Origin of the sequence: Kitasatospora cineracea (assembly GCF_003751605.1) — a bacterium.
Classification (GTDB): domain Bacteria; phylum Actinomycetota; class Actinomycetes; order Streptomycetales; family Streptomycetaceae; genus Kitasatospora; species Kitasatospora cineracea.
In genome coordinates, this window is the sequence record NZ_RJVJ01000001.1 from 534,824 (window position 1) to 551,830 (window position 17,007).

Annotated in this window: 15 protein-coding genes; 6 read left to right on the forward strand and 9 right to left on the reverse strand. The window is 72.1% G+C overall.

What is annotated here, in order from left to right; translation table 11 throughout:
• Positions 1-89: 89 nt before the first annotated feature.
• Positions 90-1,031: a LysR substrate-binding domain-containing protein gene (locus EDD39_RS02360; protein WP_123553140.1), complete on the reverse strand. Its 942-nt coding sequence runs from the start codon at positions 1,029-1,031 to the stop codon at positions 90-92.
• A 173-nt stretch (positions 1,032-1,204) separates the two neighbouring features.
• Here EDD39_RS02360 and EDD39_RS02365 point away from each other — a divergent pair, with 173 nt between their 5' ends.
• Positions 1,205-1,756: a peroxiredoxin gene (locus tag EDD39_RS02365; RefSeq protein WP_123553141.1), complete on the forward strand. Its 552-nt coding sequence runs from the start codon at positions 1,205-1,207 to the stop codon at positions 1,754-1,756.
• Between the two features lie 5 nt (positions 1,757-1,761).
• A complete protein-coding gene (locus EDD39_RS02370) occupies positions 1,762-2,295 on the forward strand; it encodes an alkyl hydroperoxide reductase (protein WP_123553142.1) in 534 nt (177 codons plus the stop codon).
• Between the two features lie 115 nt (positions 2,296-2,410).
• Here the strand turns inward: EDD39_RS02370 and EDD39_RS02375 are convergent, their stop codons facing one another.
• The 4 genes from EDD39_RS02375 to EDD39_RS02390 all read right to left on the reverse strand — a co-directional run bounded on the left by EDD39_RS02375 (position 2,411) and on the right by EDD39_RS02390 (position 7,651).
• Positions 2,411-3,847 carry an AI-2E family transporter gene (locus tag EDD39_RS02375; protein WP_123553143.1) on the reverse strand — a complete coding sequence of 479 codons (1,437 nt, stop codon included), beginning with the start codon at positions 3,845-3,847 and terminating at the stop codon, positions 2,411-2,413.
• Positions 3,848-4,251: 404 nt separating this feature from the next.
• Positions 4,252-4,926, reverse strand: a complete 675-nt coding sequence (locus tag EDD39_RS02380; RefSeq protein WP_030460562.1) for an aggregation-promoting factor C-terminal-like domain-containing protein — start codon at positions 4,924-4,926, stop codon at positions 4,252-4,254.
• Positions 4,927-5,333: 407 nt separating this feature from the next.
• Complete coding sequence (gene phoH2 / locus EDD39_RS02385; protein WP_123553144.1) at positions 5,334-6,665, reverse strand: RNA 5'-3' helicase PhoH2; 1,332 nt, start codon at positions 6,663-6,665, stop codon at positions 5,334-5,336.
• A gap of 191 nt (positions 6,666-6,856) precedes the next feature.
• Complete coding sequence (locus tag EDD39_RS02390; RefSeq protein ID WP_123553145.1) at positions 6,857-7,651, reverse strand: isoprenyl transferase; 795 nt, start codon at positions 7,649-7,651, stop codon at positions 6,857-6,859.
• Between the two features lie 330 nt (positions 7,652-7,981).
• Between EDD39_RS02390 and EDD39_RS02395 the strand changes: the two genes are divergently transcribed.
• Positions 7,982-9,595 (forward strand): chitinase, encoded by a 1,614-nt coding sequence (locus EDD39_RS02395; RefSeq protein ID WP_123553146.1) that lies wholly within the window; start codon positions 7,982-7,984, stop codon positions 9,593-9,595.
• A gap of 165 nt (positions 9,596-9,760) precedes the next feature.
• Here EDD39_RS02395 and EDD39_RS02400 read toward each other — a convergent pair whose 3' ends face one another.
• The gene (locus EDD39_RS02400; RefSeq protein ID WP_123553147.1) at positions 9,761-10,432 is read right to left on the reverse strand and encodes a prepilin peptidase; all 672 of its coding nucleotides are present in this window, start codon (positions 10,430-10,432) and stop codon (positions 9,761-9,763) included.
• Between the two features lie 119 nt (positions 10,433-10,551).
• On the opposite strand from EDD39_RS02400, the gene EDD39_RS02405 reads away from it, so the two are divergent.
• The gene (locus EDD39_RS02405) at positions 10,552-11,766 is read left to right on the forward strand and encodes a pyridoxal phosphate-dependent aminotransferase (protein WP_030460567.1); all 1,215 of its coding nucleotides are present in this window, start codon (positions 10,552-10,554) and stop codon (positions 11,764-11,766) included.
• A 69-nt stretch (positions 11,767-11,835) separates the two neighbouring features.
• Here the strand turns inward: EDD39_RS02405 and EDD39_RS02410 are convergent, their stop codons facing one another.
• Positions 11,836-13,665, reverse strand: coding sequence for a phosphoenolpyruvate carboxykinase (GTP) (locus EDD39_RS02410; protein WP_208765444.1), 1,830 nt, complete (start codon positions 13,663-13,665; stop codon positions 11,836-11,838).
• Between the two features lie 264 nt (positions 13,666-13,929).
• Here EDD39_RS02410 and trhA point away from each other — a divergent pair, with 264 nt between their 5' ends.
• Positions 13,930-14,598, forward strand: a complete 669-nt coding sequence (trhA, locus tag EDD39_RS02415) for a PAQR family membrane homeostasis protein TrhA (RefSeq protein WP_123553148.1) — start codon at positions 13,930-13,932, stop codon at positions 14,596-14,598.
• A gap of 19 nt (positions 14,599-14,617) precedes the next feature.
• Here the strand turns inward: trhA and EDD39_RS02420 are convergent, their stop codons facing one another.
• On the reverse strand, positions 14,618-14,887 hold the full coding sequence (locus EDD39_RS02420) for a hypothetical protein (RefSeq protein ID WP_123553149.1): 270 nt from the start codon (positions 14,885-14,887) through the stop codon (positions 14,618-14,620).
• Positions 14,888-15,231: 344 nt separating this feature from the next.
• Between EDD39_RS02420 and EDD39_RS02425 the strand changes: the two genes are divergently transcribed.
• Complete coding sequence (locus EDD39_RS02425; RefSeq protein WP_123553150.1) at positions 15,232-15,900, forward strand: TetR family transcriptional regulator; 669 nt, start codon at positions 15,232-15,234, stop codon at positions 15,898-15,900.
• 18 nt (positions 15,901-15,918) lie between these two features.
• On the opposite strand, the gene EDD39_RS02430 is transcribed toward EDD39_RS02425, so the two are convergent.
• Positions 15,919-16,854, reverse strand: coding sequence for an NADP-dependent oxidoreductase (locus EDD39_RS02430; protein WP_123553151.1), 936 nt, complete (start codon positions 16,852-16,854; stop codon positions 15,919-15,921).
• Positions 16,855-17,007 lie beyond the last annotated feature (153 nt).

A 17,007-nucleotide genomic window follows, 5' to 3' on the forward strand; every position in this document is an offset into this window, starting at 1 on the left:
GGGCCCGGCCGGGAGGTGAACGGACGCTCCGTCAACTCCGCTGCCCGGAAGGCGGGTCGCCCGTCCGGGTGAAACCGGGTGGGGTGCCGTCAGGAGGCGGGCCGGATCGGGAGGCCGCGCAGGGCCTCCCGGAGCGCCGCCGCGAAGCGGCCGTACTCGGTGGTGCGGGCGGAGCCGGGGCGGTGGGCGAGGCCGATCCGGCGGCCGGGGGCGGGGTGGGCGAAGCGGACGGCGGCGAGCCGGTCGGTGCGTCCGGTCTCGACGTCGAGCGCGGTGGCGGGGAGCAGGGTGACGCCGAGTCCGCCGGCGACCAGTTGGACCAGGGTGGAGAGCCCGGCGGCCCGGGTGCTGCCGCCGGCCGGGTCGGCGCCGACCTCGCGGCAGATGTCGAGCGCCTGGTCGCGCAGGCAGTGGCCCTCCTCGAGCAGCAGCACGTCGAGGTCGAGCAGGGCGTCCCGGGGGACGTCGGCGCGGCCGGCGAGTTCGTGCTCGGGCGGCACGATCAGCACGAAGTCCTCGTCGAACAGCGGGATCTCGGCCACCGGCAGGCTCCCGCCGGCGGGCAGGGCGAGCAGCAGCAGGTCGAGCCGCCCGTCGGCCAGGCCGCCGAGCAGCGAGGGGGTGCGCTCCTCGTGGACGTGCAGTTCGAGGTCGGGGTAGGCGTCCCGGACCAGGCGCAGCACGGCGGGCAGCAGGTACGGTGCGACGGTCGGGATCACCCCGAGGTGCAGCGGCCCGGTGAACGGGCGGCGGGCGGCCTCGGCCTCCTCGGTGAGCGCGTGCAGTGCGGCCAGCACCCGGCGGGAGTGCGCGGCGATCCGCTCCCCGAGCGGGGTGATCACGACCCGCCGGGTGGTCCGTTCGACCAGCTGGGCGCCGAGCGACTCCTCGAGTGCGGCGACCGCGCCGGACAGCGCGGACTGGCTGGTGCCGATCGCGGACGCGGCCTCCCGGAAGTGCCGGTGCTCGGCGACCGCGGCGAAGGCCCGCAGCTGGGAGACGGTGGGGGTGCGGGGGGCGCTGGGCTTCACTGGGGGGTGCTTCCTGCCGGCCGACGGGGGTGCTCCCCTCCAGTCTGCCGCACTGATCGGACTTGCCTATCGCGCTGCGCGCCAGAACCGATTTCACTGATCAGTTGCTCTGTGCAAGGCTGGGGAGTGTCCGCAATCCGGACATCCCTCGTCCCAAACCCTGGAGAAGCGACGTGCTGACGATCGGCGACAAGTTCCCCGAGTACGAACTCAACGCCTGCGTGGACCTCGACGCTGCCGGCGCCTTCGCCGAGATCAACCACAAGTCCTACGAGGGCAAGTGGCGCGTCGTCTTCTTCTGGCCGATGGACTTCACCTTCGTCTGCCCGACCGAGATCGCCGCGTTCGGCAAGCTGAACGAGGAGTTCGCCGACCGCGACGCCCAGATCCTCGGCGTCTCCGGCGACTCCGAGTACGTGCACCACGCCTGGCGCAAGGACCACAAGGACCTGCGCGACCTGCCCTTCCCGATGCTCGCCGACATCAAGCACGACCTGATGCGCGCCTGCGGCGTCGAGGGCGCGGACGGCACCGCCCAGCGCGCGGTGTTCATCGTCGACCCGAACAACGAGATCCAGTTCGTCATGGTGACCGCCGGCTCCGTCGGCCGTAACCCCAAGGAGGTGCTGCGGGTCCTCGACGCCCTGCAGACCGACGAGCTGTGCCCGTGCAACTGGACCAAGGGCGAGGACACCCTCGACGCCCAGTCCCTGCTGGCCGGCTGACCCCGATGGCGCTCGACGAACTCAAGGCCGCCCTGCCGGACTACGCCAAGGACCTCAAGCTCAACCTCGGCTCCGTGATCGGCAACTCCGACCTGCCCGAGCAGCAGCTCTGGGGCACCGTGCTGGCCTGCGCGATGGCCACCGGCTCGGCGAGCGTGCTGCGCGAGCTGGAGCCCGAGGCCAAGGCCGTCCTGAAGCCCGAGGCCTACGAGGCCGCCAAGGGCGCGGCCGCGATCATGGCGATGAACAACGTCTACTACCGGACGCTGCACCTGCTCTCCGACAAGGAGTACGGGACGATGCGGGCCGGCCTGCGGATGAACATCATCGGCAGCCCGGGCGTCGACAAGGTCGACTTCGAGCTGTGGTCCTTCGCCGTCTCGGCGATCAACGGCTGCGGCCAGTGCCTCGACTCGCACGAGGGCGTGCTGCGCAAGGCCGGGGTCGACCGCGAGGTGATCCAGGCCGCGATCAAGGTCGCCGCCACCGTCCAGGCCGTCGCCGCGGTGCTGGACGCGGAGGCGCAGCTGCTCCGCTGAGCCTGCTGCGCGAAAGGTCCGCCCGAGGAGGGGGTTCTCCCCCTCGGGCGGACCTTCTGCGTCACCGGGGTTGCCCGCGCAGTTCCCCGCGCGCCCCTGGCGGGGCGCGCGGGCTTCACTGCTTCCGGGCGGCTTCGATGGCCTGGAAGACCTCCTGGCCTGCGGCGTTGCGCTGGCGGAGGTGGCCGGTGACGGTGTTGGTGACGGCGATCAGCGGGACGGCGACGATCGCGCCGGGGATGCCGCCGAGGATGGAGCCGGCGGCGACGCCGAGGACCACGGCGAGCGGGTGGACCCGGACGGCGCGGCCGAGGATGAGCGGCTGGAGGATGTGGCCCTCCAGCTGCTGGACGCCGATCAGGATGGCCAGCGCGATCAGCGCCTTCGCCGGGCCGACCGTGACCACCGCGATCAGCACCGCGATGGTGCCGGTGACCAGCGCGCCGACCAGCGGGACGAACGCGCCCAGGAAGATGATCACCGCGAGCGGGATGGCCATCGGCACGCCGAGCATGAAGAGCCCGATGCCGATGCAGAGCGCGTCGATGAAGGCGACGGTGACGGTGCCGCGGACGTACGCGGTGAGGGTGGCCCAGGCCTTGGGGCCGGCGCCGGCCAGCGCGTAGCGGGAGTGCCGGGGCAGTCCGCGCAGCACCCAGCTCCAGATCCGGGCGCCGTCGTAGAGCAGGAAGAAGGTGGTGAAGGCGGTGAGCACCACGCCGGTGAGCAGTTCGACGGCGATGGTGACGCCGGTGAAGCCGGCCGAGGTGAGCTGCTCGGAGTTCTTGCCGATGGCGGTGGTGATCTGGTTGGTGACGTTGTTGAGCTGGTCCGGGGTGAGGTGGAACGGGCCGGTCAGCAGCCAGTCGCGCAGCTGCCGGACGCCGTTCTGGACCTGGATGGTGACCGGGTCGAGGTTGCTGGAGACCTGCCAGAACACGAACCAGCCGACCAGGCCGATGCTGGCCAGGCCGGCCAGGAAGGTGATGGCGGCGGCCACCGAGCGGGGGACGCCGTACCGGCGCAGCCAGGAGACGGTGGGTTCGAGCAGCGCGGAGATGAGCAGGGCGGCGACCGCGGCGAAGGCGACGAGCTTGAGGGTGTCGACGACCCGGAGGACCACGTAGAGGGCGACGCCGAGCAGCAGCAGCCGCCAGGTGGACTCGGCGGCGACCCGCAGCGACCAGGGCACCGCGTCCACCGGGTTGGCCGGCCGGCCGAGCGGGGCGGTGCCGAGCGGGTGTTCGGCGGCCGGGGCTTCGGCGGGCGGCGCGGTGCGCGGGGCGGGGACGGTGTCGTCGGTGCGCACGACCGCTCCTTCGGGGTCGGCCGGTGCGCCGTGGCCGGCGAGTTGACGGGCCGTCTGCTCGGCGGTGCGCAGGGCGGCCCGTTCGGCGGCGAGTTCGACGGCCTGTTCGGTGGCGAGGACGTGCGCCTCGGCGGAGATGGCCGCGCGGCGGCGGCGTTCGGCGGCCGCGAACAGTCCGGCGGCGACCGCTCCGATCTTGGCGATGCCGCGCCAGCGGCCGCCGCCCGGCTCTTCTTCCGTCACTGCCCGGTCTCCCCCGTGTCGGTTCCTCTCGGCCGCGGGTCGCGCGGTCGTCGGTGAGGAACGCTACCCGGCGCCGGGGGGCCCGGTCTCGGGGGTATCTCGGGCGGCTGCGGGTGGAATCGGGCAAATCGCTGGCTTTGGGGACGTTTTGACCGGCGGGTCCGGGGAACGGGAGAAGTACCGAACGGACCTTCTGCCGGCGGACCGGCCGGGAGCGGAGAGAAACCAGGACCCGCTCCGCTTCCCCGCGTCCGCACCGAGCCGTCACCGCCCGCGGCGCACTGGTCAGCGTCGCCCGGGCGGGGCGGCCCGCGCCGTGGCGGCTGTCCCGCGGCAGCAGCGCGGAGGGCCCCGGCGCGTCCTCGCGGGACGCGCCGGGGCCCTCCGTCACGTGCGGGGCCGGTCTAGTACCAGCTGTGGGCCTGCCAGAACGACCAGGCGCCGCAGGGGCTGCCGTAGCGGCTGTTCATGTAGTTGAGGCCCCACTTGATCTGGGTCTCGGGGTTGGTCCGCCAGTCCGCGCCGGCCGAGGCCATCTTGGAGCCCGGCAGCGCCTGGACCAGGCCGTAGGCACCGGAGGAGGCGTTGGTGGCGGTGTAGTTCCAGCCGCTCTCGCGCTTCACGATCTGGCTGAAGCACTGGAACTGGGTGGGGTCGCCGACGATCTGCAGCGCCATGTCCTGGACCGAGCCGGGGCTGACGGTGGCGAGCACGCTGCGGGCGGCGGCGCGGTTGGCCTCCTCCTTGGCGCGCTTGGCCTCGGCCTCCTTGGCGGCCTTGTCCGCGTCGGCCTTCGCCTGGGCGTCGACCGCGGCCTTCTGCCGGGCGGCCTCGGCGGCGGCCTTCTTGGCGGCCGTGTCGGCGGAGACCTGCTGGGCGTTCGCCTGGCGGCTGATGCCGTCGCTGACGTTCTGGGCCTGTGCACCGGTGGGCGCGTCGGCGAGCAGGGTGGCGCTCGCGACGTCGACCGTCTGGACGGTCTTGCCCTCACTGCCAGAGGCCGCACCCACGACGGCACCGACGGCGGTCACCGCGGTGGCGGAGGCGACAGCGACTCCCCGGACCGAGATCCGAGTCACATGGTTTCCTTCCAGCGTCGCCCGTCCTGTGACCGCACGGGCGCGTATCTGCCCCTGGCACTGGCCTCCGTCGAACGCTGGTCACGGGAGGCACGGGCTCGGCCGCACCTCCGGACGGAGCCCGGGAGTTCGGTTGGATCGAGCGGCGTACGGCCTTGCGGTGTTCAATTGTCCGTCCGCCGACCGGGGTCGTCGGACGTGCTTTTGCCGTACGCGGGGCCTGACAGAACCCACACCATGCCGCACGCGGGCGTGTCTACGCAATTCCCTTGGCCGTGGCGGATCTCACAAACTTTTCCACCTGCGGCTTTGGCGGCGGGGCCGCCGAGGGGACGTCAGTTCGACTGACAGCGAAGGGGCCTGACGCTATGCGCCAGACCCCTTTGCCCCGTTGTGTCCGGTTATGGCTACGGCTGGATGTCCTCCAGCATCTCGGTCACCAGTGCGGCGATCGGCGAGCGCTCCGAACGCGTGAGCGTGATGTGGGCGAACAGCGGGTGGCCCTTCAGCTTCTCGACCACCGCGACCACCCCGTCGTACCGGCCGACCCGCAGGTTGTCCCGCTGGGCGACGTCGTGGGTGAGCACCACCCGGGAGTTCTGGCCGATCCGGGAGAGCACCGTGAGCAGCACGTTGCGCTCCAGCGACTGCGCCTCGTCGACGATCACGAAGGCGTCGTGCAGCGAGCGGCCCCGGATGTGGGTGAGCGGCAGGACCTCCAGCATCCCGCGGGAGATGACCTCCTCGATCACGTCCGGCGTGGTGACGGCGGAGAGGGTGTCGAAGACCGCCTGCGCCCAGGGGCCCATCTTCTCGGCCTCGCTGCCGGGCAGGTAGCCGAGTTCCTGGCCGCCGACCGCGTACAGCGGGCGGAACACCATCACCTTGCGGTGCTGGCGGCGCTCCAGGACCGCTTCGAGCCCGGCGCACAGGGCGAGCGCGGACTTGCCGGTGCCGGCCCGGCCGCCCATCGAGATGATCCCGATCTCCGGGTCGAGCAGCAGGTCGAGGGCGATCCGCTGCTCGGCGCTGCGGCCGCGCAGGCCGAACGCCTCGCGGTCGCCGCGCACCAGCTGCACCCGGCCGTCGGGGGCCACCCGGCCGAGTGCCCGGCCGCGCTCGGAGTGCAGCACCAGGCCGGTGTGGACCGGGAGTTGCTCCGCGCCCTCGACCTCCAGCGCGTGCTCCTGCCCGGCGAACAGCTGGTCCACCTGGTCGGCGGGGACGTGCAGTTCGGTCATGCCCGTCCAGCCGGAGGTGATCGCCAGCTCGGCCCGGTACTCCTCGGCCAGCAGGCCGACCGAGCTGGCCTTGATCCGCAGCGGCAGGTCCTTGGAGACGACGGTGACGTCGTAGCCCTCGGCCTGCAGGTTGCGGGCGACCGCGAGGATCCGGGTGTCGGCCTCGCCGCCGCCGACCCGGTAGCCGGCCGGGAGGATCGAGGTGTCCGAGTGGTTCAGTTCGACCCGGATGGTGCCGCCGAGCTCGCCGACCGGGATCGGTTCGTCCAACCGCCCGTGCCGGACCCGGTAGTCGTCCAGCATCCGCAGCGCCTGGCGGGCGAAGTAGCCCAGCTCCGGGTGGTGCCGTTTGCCCTCCAGCTCCGTCACCACGACGACCGGGAGGACCACCTCGTGCTCCTCGAACCGCGTCATCGCGAGGGGGTCGGCCAGGAGCACGCTGGTGTCGAGGACGTACGTGCGCCGGTCAGGTGTCCGGCGGCTCTTGGAACTGACCACTAGCCCTCCAGAGCGGGTGACCCGACGTCACCCGCGGCCCACCGGTCCCCGCGGCCCCGCTGGCCGGGGGGACGGTCTGAGGGGAGTATTCCCAGGCGAGGGGCACCGCATTCGCGCCGGAGCGAATGGCGGGATCACAGCAGGTGAACGTTTTCCCACCCGTCCCACGGGTAGTGGAGCCTGACCCGGGGTCAGCGCCCCATCCGCCGGTTGCGCAACTGGTAGTCGCGCAGCGCCCGCAGGAAGTCGACCTTCCGGAAGGCCGGCCAGTACGCCTCGCAGAAGTAGAACTCGCTGTGCGCGGACTGCCAGAGCAGGAAACCGGACAACCGCTGCTCGCCGGAGGTGCGGATCACCAGGTCCGGGTCGGGCTGGCCCTTGGTGTAGAGGTGCTCGGCGATGTGCTCGACGTCGAGGATCTCGGCCAGCTCCTCGATCGAGGTGCCGCGCCCGGCGTGCTCCTGGAGCAGCGAGCGGACGGCGTCGGCGATCTCCTGGCGGCCGCCGTAGCCGATCGCCACGTTGACGGTCAGCCCGTCGACGTGCTCGGTGTCCTGGGCGGCCTGCTTGAGCACCTCGGCGGTGCGGGCGGGCAGCAGGTCGAGCGCGCCCACCGGGTGGACCTTCCAGCGGCCGGCCTCGACCAGGCCCTGCACGGTGTCCTCGATGATGCCCAGCAGCGGGACGAGCTCCTCGGCGGGGCGGGCCAGGTTGTCGGTGGAGAGCATCCAGAGGGTGACCACCCGGACCTCGGTCTCCGCGCACCAGCCCAGGAACTCGCTGATCTTGTCGGCGCCGCGCTGGTGGCCGTAGGCGGTGCTGCCGCCGGTGGCCTTGGCCCAGCGGCGGTTGCCGTCCAGGATCACGCCGATGTGGTGCGGGGTGTTGGCCAGGTGCACCTCGACCCGGCGGCCGTACAGCCGGTAGGCCCGGTCCAGCAGGCTGCGCAGCCCCGGCGTGCGTTCCACCACATCGCGCAGACCCATCGTGAACGGCCCCTCCGTGCTGATTGCTCCGGGTGCGAAATCCCTGCGGCAGCCTACTCCGCCCGGGTTTGCGCACGGCAAAACCGCAGGTACCGGTCTTGTCACAGTGCGCGCACGGGGACGGCTACGGAACGGTCTCCGAATCCTTAAACACCCCCTAAACCGGATTCCGGGTCTTGACGCTTGCCATTGGTCTAGTCCAGCGTGTGGTCAGCACCACATCGGACCCTCCCCCACAGCGGAGCCGCCGCGACCCCCACCGCGGCGGCTCTCCTCCGGCCTTCCCAGCGTGCCTCCCCACACCCCCACTCCCCTGCACTGGAGCCTGCCATGGCCCGTACCCTGCAGCAGCCGTCCCACCGGCGCCGCAACAAGATCCCGGCGGTGCTCGCCACCGCGACCGCGCTGGCCCTGGCCGGCACCGGCCTGGCCCTGTCGGCCGGCGGCGCGAACGCCGCGGTCGGCAACCTGGTCGCCAACGGCGGCTTCGACTCCGGCCTGGCCGGCTGGACCTGCGCCGGCACCGCCACCGCGGTCTCCACCCCGGTGCACTCGGGCACCGGCGCGCTGGCCGCCACCCCCGGCGCCGGCGACACCGCGGAGTGCACCCAGACCGTCTCGGTGCTCCCCAACACGGCCTACACGCTGAACGGCTGGGTCCAGGGCCAGTACGTCTACCTGGGCGCCCGCGGCACCGGCGGCACCGACCCGTCCACCTGGTCGGCGCAGAGCGCCTGGAACCAGCTGAACACCACCTTCACCACCGGCGCCAACACCACCAGCGTCACGCTCTACCTGCACGGCTGGTACGGCCAGCCCACCTACTACGCGGACGACGTCCAGCTGATCGGCCCGGGCGGCACCGCCTCCCCGACCCCGTCGGCCTCCGCCACCTCGGCCTCGCCGTCGGCCTCCGCCTCGCCGACCAGGAGCGCGTCGCCGTCCGCGTCGGCCTCCCCGACCAAGAGCTCCTCCCCGTCGGCCTCGGCGTCCTCCTCGCCGTCGCCGTCCGCCTCGTCGAGCACCAGCAACCCGCCGTCGAACAGCAGCCTGCCGAAGCACGTGCTGACCGGCTACTGGCAGAACTTCGACAACGGCTCGACCGTGCAGAAGCTCTCCGACGTGCAGTCCGCGTACGACATCATCGCGGTCTCCTTCGCCGACGCGACCACCACCCAGGGCGGCATCTCCTTCACCCTGGACCCGGCGCTGGCCACCAAGCTCGGCGGCTACACCGACGCCCAGTTCAAGGCCGACATCGCCGCCAAGCACGCGGCCGGCAAGAAGGTCGTCCTCTCCATCGGCGGCCAGAACGGCGCCATCTCGGTCGGCAACGCCACCGCGGCCGCCAACTTCGCCAACTCGGCGTACGGCCTGATCCAGCAGTACGGCTTCGACGGCATCGACGTCGACCTGGAGAACGGCGTCGACCCGACCTACATGTCGCAGGCGCTGCACACCCTGCAGTCCAAGGTCGGCCCCAACTTCATCCTGACCATGGCGCCCGAGACCATCGGCATGTACTCCACCGCCGGTGCGTACTTCCAGCTCGCGCTGAACACCAAGGACATCCTGACCGTCGTCAACACCCAGTTCTACAACTCGGGCGGCATGAACGGCTGCGACGGCAAGGTGTACACCCAGGGCACCATCGACTTCATCACCGCGCAGGTCTGCACCCACATCCAGGGCGGCCTGCGTCCGGACCAGGTCGGCATCGGCGTCCCGGCCTCCACCAAGGCGGCGGGCGGCGGCTACGTCAACTCCACCGTGGTGAACAACGCGCTGGACTGCCTGGCCACCGGCAACCACTGCGGCAGCTTCGTCCCGCCGGCCAAGTGGCCGACCATCCGCGGCGCGATGACCTGGTCGACCAACTGGGACGCCAACAACGGCAACGACTTCTCCAACAACGTCGGCGCCTTCGCCCACAACATGCAGTAGCACCCGGAGACCGGTGCGCCGCTCCTCGAGGGTGGGGCAGGTGGACTCACAGGGGCCCGTCGTACCGCTGGGGTACGACGGGCCCCGCCCATGTCCCGGTCCGTTCCGGCCCCGGCCGTTCGAGCCCCGGTCCGTTCCGGCTCCGGCCGTTCGAGCCCCGGCCGGTCAGCGGTGGGCGGCCGCCAGCAGTGCCGCCAGGGTGCCGAGCAGCATCGCCGGGCCGAAGGCCAGTTCGGTGCGGCGGCCCGCGCGGCGCAGCACCAGCAGCGCCACCGCCCAGAGCCCGGCGACCAGCCACATGTAGAAGAGGCCCCCGTACACCGCGCGCCAGCCGCCGAGCGCCAGGGCGGCGCCCAGCGACGGGGCCAGCTTGGTGTCGCCCAGGCCCATCGGGGCGAGCAGCGCCAGCAGCAGGAACAGCAGTCCGAGGACGCCCGCGGCCAGCGCGCAGCGCAGCCAGACCGCCGGGCGGTGGTCGGTGAGCGGGACGAGCACGGCGGTGCCGAGGAACAGCGGCAGGGTGAGCGCGTCGGGCAGCCGCTTGACCGCGGCGTCCACGAAGCCCAGCACGGTGCCGAACAGCGCCAGCCACACCAGCAGCGGCAGCCAGCGGCCCGGCGCCCAGCCGCCCAGGGCCGCGCCGAGCGCGGCGGCGACCGCCTCGACGGCCAGCGGCGGGGGCCCGGTCCGTTCGCCGTGCCGGACGCACCGGCCGAGCGGGGTGGGCAGGCAGCTGCCCCACGGCTCGCCGGGCGGCACCGCGTAGCGCGCCACCGCGGGGCGCAGCAGTGCGCCCGCGAAGAGTCCCAGTACGGCTCCGACCACTGCCCCGGTCATCCGGCCCCTCCCCTGACGGTCCGCCGCGACCCTACCCCCGCGGGGCGGTTCGCCCGTCCGTGTCCAGGTGGCGAACAGCACTCGGTGATCGGTGTGGCGCGCCCGTAAAGTAGGCGGGTATGCAGGTCATCCAGTCCAGCAAGCTCGCCAACGTCTGCTACGACATCCGCGGCCCGGTGCTCGACGAGGCGATGCGGCTGGAGGAGCAGGGCCACCGCATCCTGAAGCTCAACACCGGCAACCCCGCCGCGTTCGGCTTCGAGGCGCCGCCCGAGATCCTCCAGGACATCCTCCGCAACCTCAACTCGGCGCACGGGTACGGCGATTCGAAGGGCCTGCTGTCGGCCCGGCGGGCCGTGGTGATGCACTACGAGGAGCGCGGGCTGCACGGCCTGTCGGTCGAGGACGTCTACCTGGGCAACGGCGTCTCCGAGTTGATCCAGCTCGCGATGACCGCGCTGCTCGACGACGGCGACGAGGTGCTCGTCCCGGCCCCCGACTACCCGCTGTGGACGGCCTCGGTCTCGCTGGCCGGCGGCACCGCCGTGCACTACCGCTGCGACGAGCAGGCCGAGTGGTACCCGGACCTGGCCGACATCGCCGCGAAGGTCACCGACCGCACCCGGGCGATCGTGGTGATCAACCCGAACAACCCGACCGGTGCGGTCTACCCGCGCGAGCTGCTGGAGGGGATCGCCGAACTCGCCCGCCGGCACAAGCTGGTGGTCTACGCGGACGAGATCTACGACAAGATCCTGTACGACGGCGTCGAGCACACCCCGCTGGCCACCCTGGCGCCCGACCTGTTCTGCGTCACCTTCAACGGCATGTCCAAGTCCTACCGGGTGGCGGGGTTCCGCTCCGGCTGGATGGTGCTCTCCGGCGACCGGCACCGGGCCCGCTCCTACATCGAGGGCCTCAACGTGCTGGCCTCGATGCGGCTGTGCGCCAACATGCCCGCCCAGCACGCGGTCGCCGCCGCGCTCGGCGGCCGGCAGTCGATCCGCGACCTGATCCTGCCCGGCGGCCGGCTGCTCGCCTCCCGGGACGCGGCGTACAAGCTGCTGAACGAGATCCCCGGCGTCTCCTGCGTGAAGCCGAAGGGCGCGCTGTACGCCTTCCCACGGCTCGACCCGCAGGTCTACAAGATCAAGGACGACGCGCAGATGGTGCTGGACCTGCTGCGCTCCCAGCGGATCCTGATCGTCCAGGGCACCGGCTTCAACTGGCCCGACCCGGACCACTTCCGCCTGGTCACCCTCCCGCGCCCGGAGGACATCACGGACGCGGTCACCCGGATCGGCGACTTCCTGTCCGGCTACGCGCAGCCGTAGCGGCCGCGGCAACGACGACGCCCCGCGCCCCTTCCGGGACGCGGGGCGAACGTTTCGCCACCTGCCGGGTCAGTCGCCCAGGCGCTTGACCAGCGCCCGGTACTCGTCCCACAGCTCGCTCGGCGTGTGGTCGCCGAACAGCTCCAGGTGGGCCGGGACCAGCGCGGCCTCCTGCTTCCAGATCTCCTTGTCGACCGTGAACAGCAGCTCGCGGTCGGCGTCGGAGAGCTCCAGCCCGTCCAGGTCGAAGCCGTCGACCTCGGGGAGCACGCCGATCGGGGTCTCGACGCCCGCCGCGGTGCCCTCCAGGCGCTCGACGATCCACTTCAGGACGCGGCTGTTCTCGCCGTAGCCGGGCCAGACGAACTGGCCGTCGGCGTTCTTCCGGAACCAGTTGACGTAGTAGATCTTCGGCAGCTTCGCGGCGTCCGCCTCGGCGCCGACCTTGAGCCAGTGCGCGAAGTAGTCGCCCATGTTGTAGCCGCAGAACGGCAGCATGGCGAACGGGTCGCGGCGCAGCTCGCCGACGGTGCCCTCGGCGGCGGCGGTCTTCTCGGAGGCGATGTTGGCGCCGAGGAAGACGCCGTGCTGCCAGTCGAAGGACTCGGTGACCAGCGGGACGGCGGTGGCCCGGCGGCCGCCGAACAGGATGGCCGAGATCGGGACGCCGGCCTGGTCCTCCCACTCGGGGGCGATGGTCGGGCACTGCGCGGCGGGGACGGCGAACCGCGCGTTGGGGTGGGCGGCGGGGGTGCCGGACGCGGGCGTCCAGTCGTTGCCGCGCCAGTCGGTGAGGTGCGCGGGCGGCTCCTCGGTGAGGCCCTCCCACCACACGTCGCCGTCGTCGGTGAGCGCGACGTTGGTGAAGACGGTGTTGCCCCAGAGGGTCTTGATGGCGTTGGCGTTGGTGTCCTCGCCGGTGCCGGGGGCGACGCCGAAGAAGCCCGCCTCCGGGTTGATCGCGTAGAGCCGGCCGTCGGCGCCGAACCGCATCCAGGCGATGTCGTCGCCGATGGTCTCGACCTTCCAGCCCGGGACGGTCGGCTGGAGCATGGCGAGGTTGGTCTTGCCGCAGGCGGACGGGAACGCGGCGGCGACGTACTTCACCTCACCGGACGGCGGGGTGAGCTTGAGGATCAGCATGTGCTCGGCCAGCCAGCCCTCGTCGCGGGCCATGGTGGAGGCGATCCGCAGCGCGTAGCACTTCTTGCCGAGCAGCGCGTTGCCGCCGTAGCCGGAGCCGTAGGACCAGATCTCCCGGGTCTCCGGGAAGTGCGAGATGTACTTGGTGCTGTTGCACGGCCACGGCACGTCGGCCTCGCCCTCGGCGAGCGGGGCGCCCACCGTGTGCACGGCCTTGACGAACTCGCCGTCCTCGCCGAGCTGGTCGAGCACGGCCTGCCCCATCCGGGTCATCACGCGCATCGAGACGGCGACGTACGCGGAGTCGGTGATCTCGACGCCGTACGCGGCCAGCGGGGAGCCGACCGGGCCCATCGAGAACGGCACCACGTACATGGTCCGGCCGCGCATCGCGCCGCGGAACAGGCCGTCCTCGCCGCTGAAGACGGCCCGCATCTCGGCGGGGGCCTTCCAGTGGTTGGTCGGGCCGGCGTCCTTCTCCTGCTCGGAGCAGATGAAGGTGCGGTCCTCGACGCGGGCGACGTCGGACGGGTCGGAGGCCGCGTAGTAGGAGTTCGGGCGCTTGGTCTCGTCGAGCTTGGTGAAGGTGCCTTGGGCGACGAGCTGCCCGGCGAGGCGGTGGTACTCCTCCTCCGAGCCGTCGCACCACACGACGCGGTCCGGCTGGGTGAGGTCGGCAATCTCGTTCACCCAGTCCACCAGGCGCTGGTGGCGGGTGGGCGCGGACTCGGCGAGCGCAGAGATCTGAGGCGGCACGATCGCTCCGTTTCACACCATCTCGGCCAGGAGACGGCTTCGCGGGGGTTGAGGGTGGTTACACGGTAGCCCCGGGAGGAGCCCCCTTCTTCGTCGAATTGGCGTCATTGACGAGATTTTTACTACGTACTGTCTGATTCGAGGGCTCGGGGCCACCCCTCGGATGCCCGAGGGAGACCTTGATCACTCACCCCTATTGCTCCAGAACGTACAAGAGTGAGGATCGCCACTTCATTACGCGCCAGTAACCTACGGTTCCGTAAGATGCTGTCCATGACCGCGGAAGCACTGGAGCTCGTGAAGCCCAAGTGGCGCGGCTGGCTGCATGCCGGGATGTTCCCGGCCGCGCTGGCCGCCGGAATCGTGTTGATCTGCCTGGCCGACTCGACGGCGGCGCGGGTCGCCTGCGTCGTCTACTCGGTGAGCGCCTGGATGCTGTTCGGGGTGAGCGCGGTCTACCACCGCTTCACCTGGGGGCCGCGCGGCGAGGCGGTGCTGCGCCGGCTCGACCACGCCAACATCTTCCTGATCATCGCCGGGACGTACACCCCGTTCACCATGCTGCTGCTGGACGGCGCGCGGCAGCAGGTGCTGCTGTGGCTGGTGTGGGGCGGGGCGCTGGCCGGGATCGCGTTCCGGGTGTTCTGGGTCGGCGCGCCGCGCTGGTTGTACACCCCGTGCTACCTGGCCCTCGGCTGGGCGGCGGTGTTCTTCCTGCCGGACTTCCTGCACAAGGGCGGCGCGGCCGTGCTGACGCTGATCATCGTCGGCGGCGCGCTCTACACCGTCGGCGGCGTGGTCTACGGCCTCAAGCGGCCGAACCCGTCACCGCGCTGGTTCGGCTTCCACGAGGTGTTCCACGCCTTCACCCTGGGCGCGTTCATCGTGCAGTACGTGGGGGTCTCGCTGGTGGCGTACACCGTCGCCTCCTGAACCCCCTCCGACCGACTCCTCAGTAGCGAACCGGCTGGGCCTTGGCCTCCAGCCGCTCCCGGGCCCGACGGCAGCGCTCGCAGTGCGCCGCGTCGGGCCCTTCGCCTGCCGCCCGCTGGTGGGCCCGGCCGCGGAAGCGGTACCCGACCCAGGCCATCACCGCCAGCACCTCCACCGCGGAGACGCCCCAGACCACGCGGGCACCGCCCGCCAGGTACCCGGCTATGACGGCCAGCGCGGCCAGCACACCGACCACGCCGCTCCAGAACCGCGCCGCACCGTACTCCATCGGCAAACCTCCCGCCGGCCGACAGGTCTTCTGACCCTCCGTCAGAGAACTCCCCACCTACAGTGACATGTTCAGCACGCTCCGAGGGCGAACGGGGATCAACAACGCATCAATTCCAGAGGTGGGAATCCTGCAGACCGCTCTTCGCTTGACGGTGACCATCTTTTGAGAGTTACCCCCATGTGAGAGAAACTCTCCGATGGCGGCTCCGCCGTGCCCGTGCCGCCCTCCCGGAGCCGGGCGGTCGGGTGTCCGGTGGTGCGGTGCCGGGCGGGCGGTGCGGTGCCGGGCGGGCCGGTGCGGCCGGTGGCCGCGGCGGCGGGCGATCGCGGAGAATCACCGGCATGACCGCCCCGCGCAGCGCCCGGCCCCGACCGTCCGACTCCTCCCCCGGCGCGCCCGGTTCGCCGGAGGAACTCGTCGAGGCCTCGCTGTCGCTGCGCGAGCGCAAGAAGCTGAAGACCCGTCAGGCGCTGCGCCGGGAGGCGCTGCGGCTCTTCGCCGAACAGGGCTGGGAGGCCACCACCGTCGACCAGATCGCGGCCGCGGCGGAGGTCTCCCCGTCCACCTTCTTCCGGTACTTCCCGGTGAAGGAGGACCTGCTGCTCACCGACGAGTACGACCCGCTGGTGGCCGACGCGATCCGGGCCCGGCCGGCGGGCGAGCCCTTCCTGACCTCGGCCCGCGAGGTGCTGGTCGGGCTGGTCCGGCGGATGCCCGCCGAGCACGAGCGCACCGAGCTGTACGAGCGGATGCGGCTGGCCGCCTCCGTCCCGTCCGTCCGGGTCCGGATGCTGGAGGGCTCCGGCCGGCCGCGCGGCACGCTGCTGGACCTGCTCACCGAACGGGCCGCCCCGGACGCCTCCCCCCTCGAACTGCGGGTCACCGCCGCCGCGATCTCCGCCGCGCTCACCGAGACCTCCCTGTACTGGGCCGACCGCGGGGGCCGGGACGACCTCGCCGACCTGCTCGACCAGGCCCTGCGGCACCTCCAGGAACTCGGCACCCGCTGACCGGAGCCGGGGCCGGGCTCAGTCCGTCGGCAGCAGCACCAGCTTGCCCGCGACCCGCCCGCCGTCGCCCAGCTCGTGCGCCTTCGCGGCCTCGGCGAGCGGGAACGTCCCGGCGATCTCGGCCCGCAGCAGGCCGCGTTCGGCGAGGTCGGCGACGGCGGTCATGCCCGCGTGGTCGGCCTCCACCAGCAGCAGCGCGGTCCGCACCCCGAGCCGGGCCGCCTCCTCGGCCAGGCCCTCGGCCGGGACGGGCAGGATCGACACCAGCAGGCCGCCCCGGCGCAGCGTGCGCAGCGAGCGCAGCTGGTAGTCGCCGCCGATGGTGTCGAGCACGACGTCGACGTCGCGCACCGCCTCGGCGAAGTCGACCGCCCGGTAGTCGACCGGCTCGTCCACCCCGATCCGGCGCAGGAAGTCGTGCTTGCCCGCGCTGGCGGTGCCGATCACGTGCGCGCCGCGGGACTTGGCGATCTGCACCGCCAGGTGTCCGACCCCGCCGGCCGCGGCGTGCACCAGCACCCGGTCCCCGGCCCGGACCTGCGCGGTGTCCACCAGCGCCTGCCAGGCCGTCAGCGCGGCCAGCGGCAGCGCGCCCGCCTGCACCACGTCCACCGGGGCGGGGCGGCGGACGAAGGCCCGGGCCGGGCCGGTCACGTACTCGGCGTGCGCGCCGACCCCGTGCGGGTAGGGCAGCATGCCGAACACCTCGTCGCCCGGCGCGAACAGCGTGACGCCGAGGCCGACCGCCTCGACCGTGCCCGCCACGTCCCAGCCGAGCACGAACGGCGGCTCGCCGAGGAAGATCCCGGCCGCCCGGTGCTTCCAGTCGGTCGGGTTCAGGCCCGCCGCCCGGACCCGCACCAGCACCTCGCTCGCCCCCGGCCGCGGGCGGGGGCGCTCCACCACCCGCAGCACCTCGGGGCCGCCGAGGACGTCCTGGCTGACCGCGCGCATCGTGTCCGCGTCCGCGCCCGTGCTCGTGTTCGTGCTCGCCTTGGTGTCCGTCTTGGTGTTCGTCTCGTCCGTCGTCATGTGCTCCAGCCTCGCGGCGGCGGGCGGCCGGACGTGAGTGGCAAGATGGTCACCGTTCGATGGAATCCTGCCAGG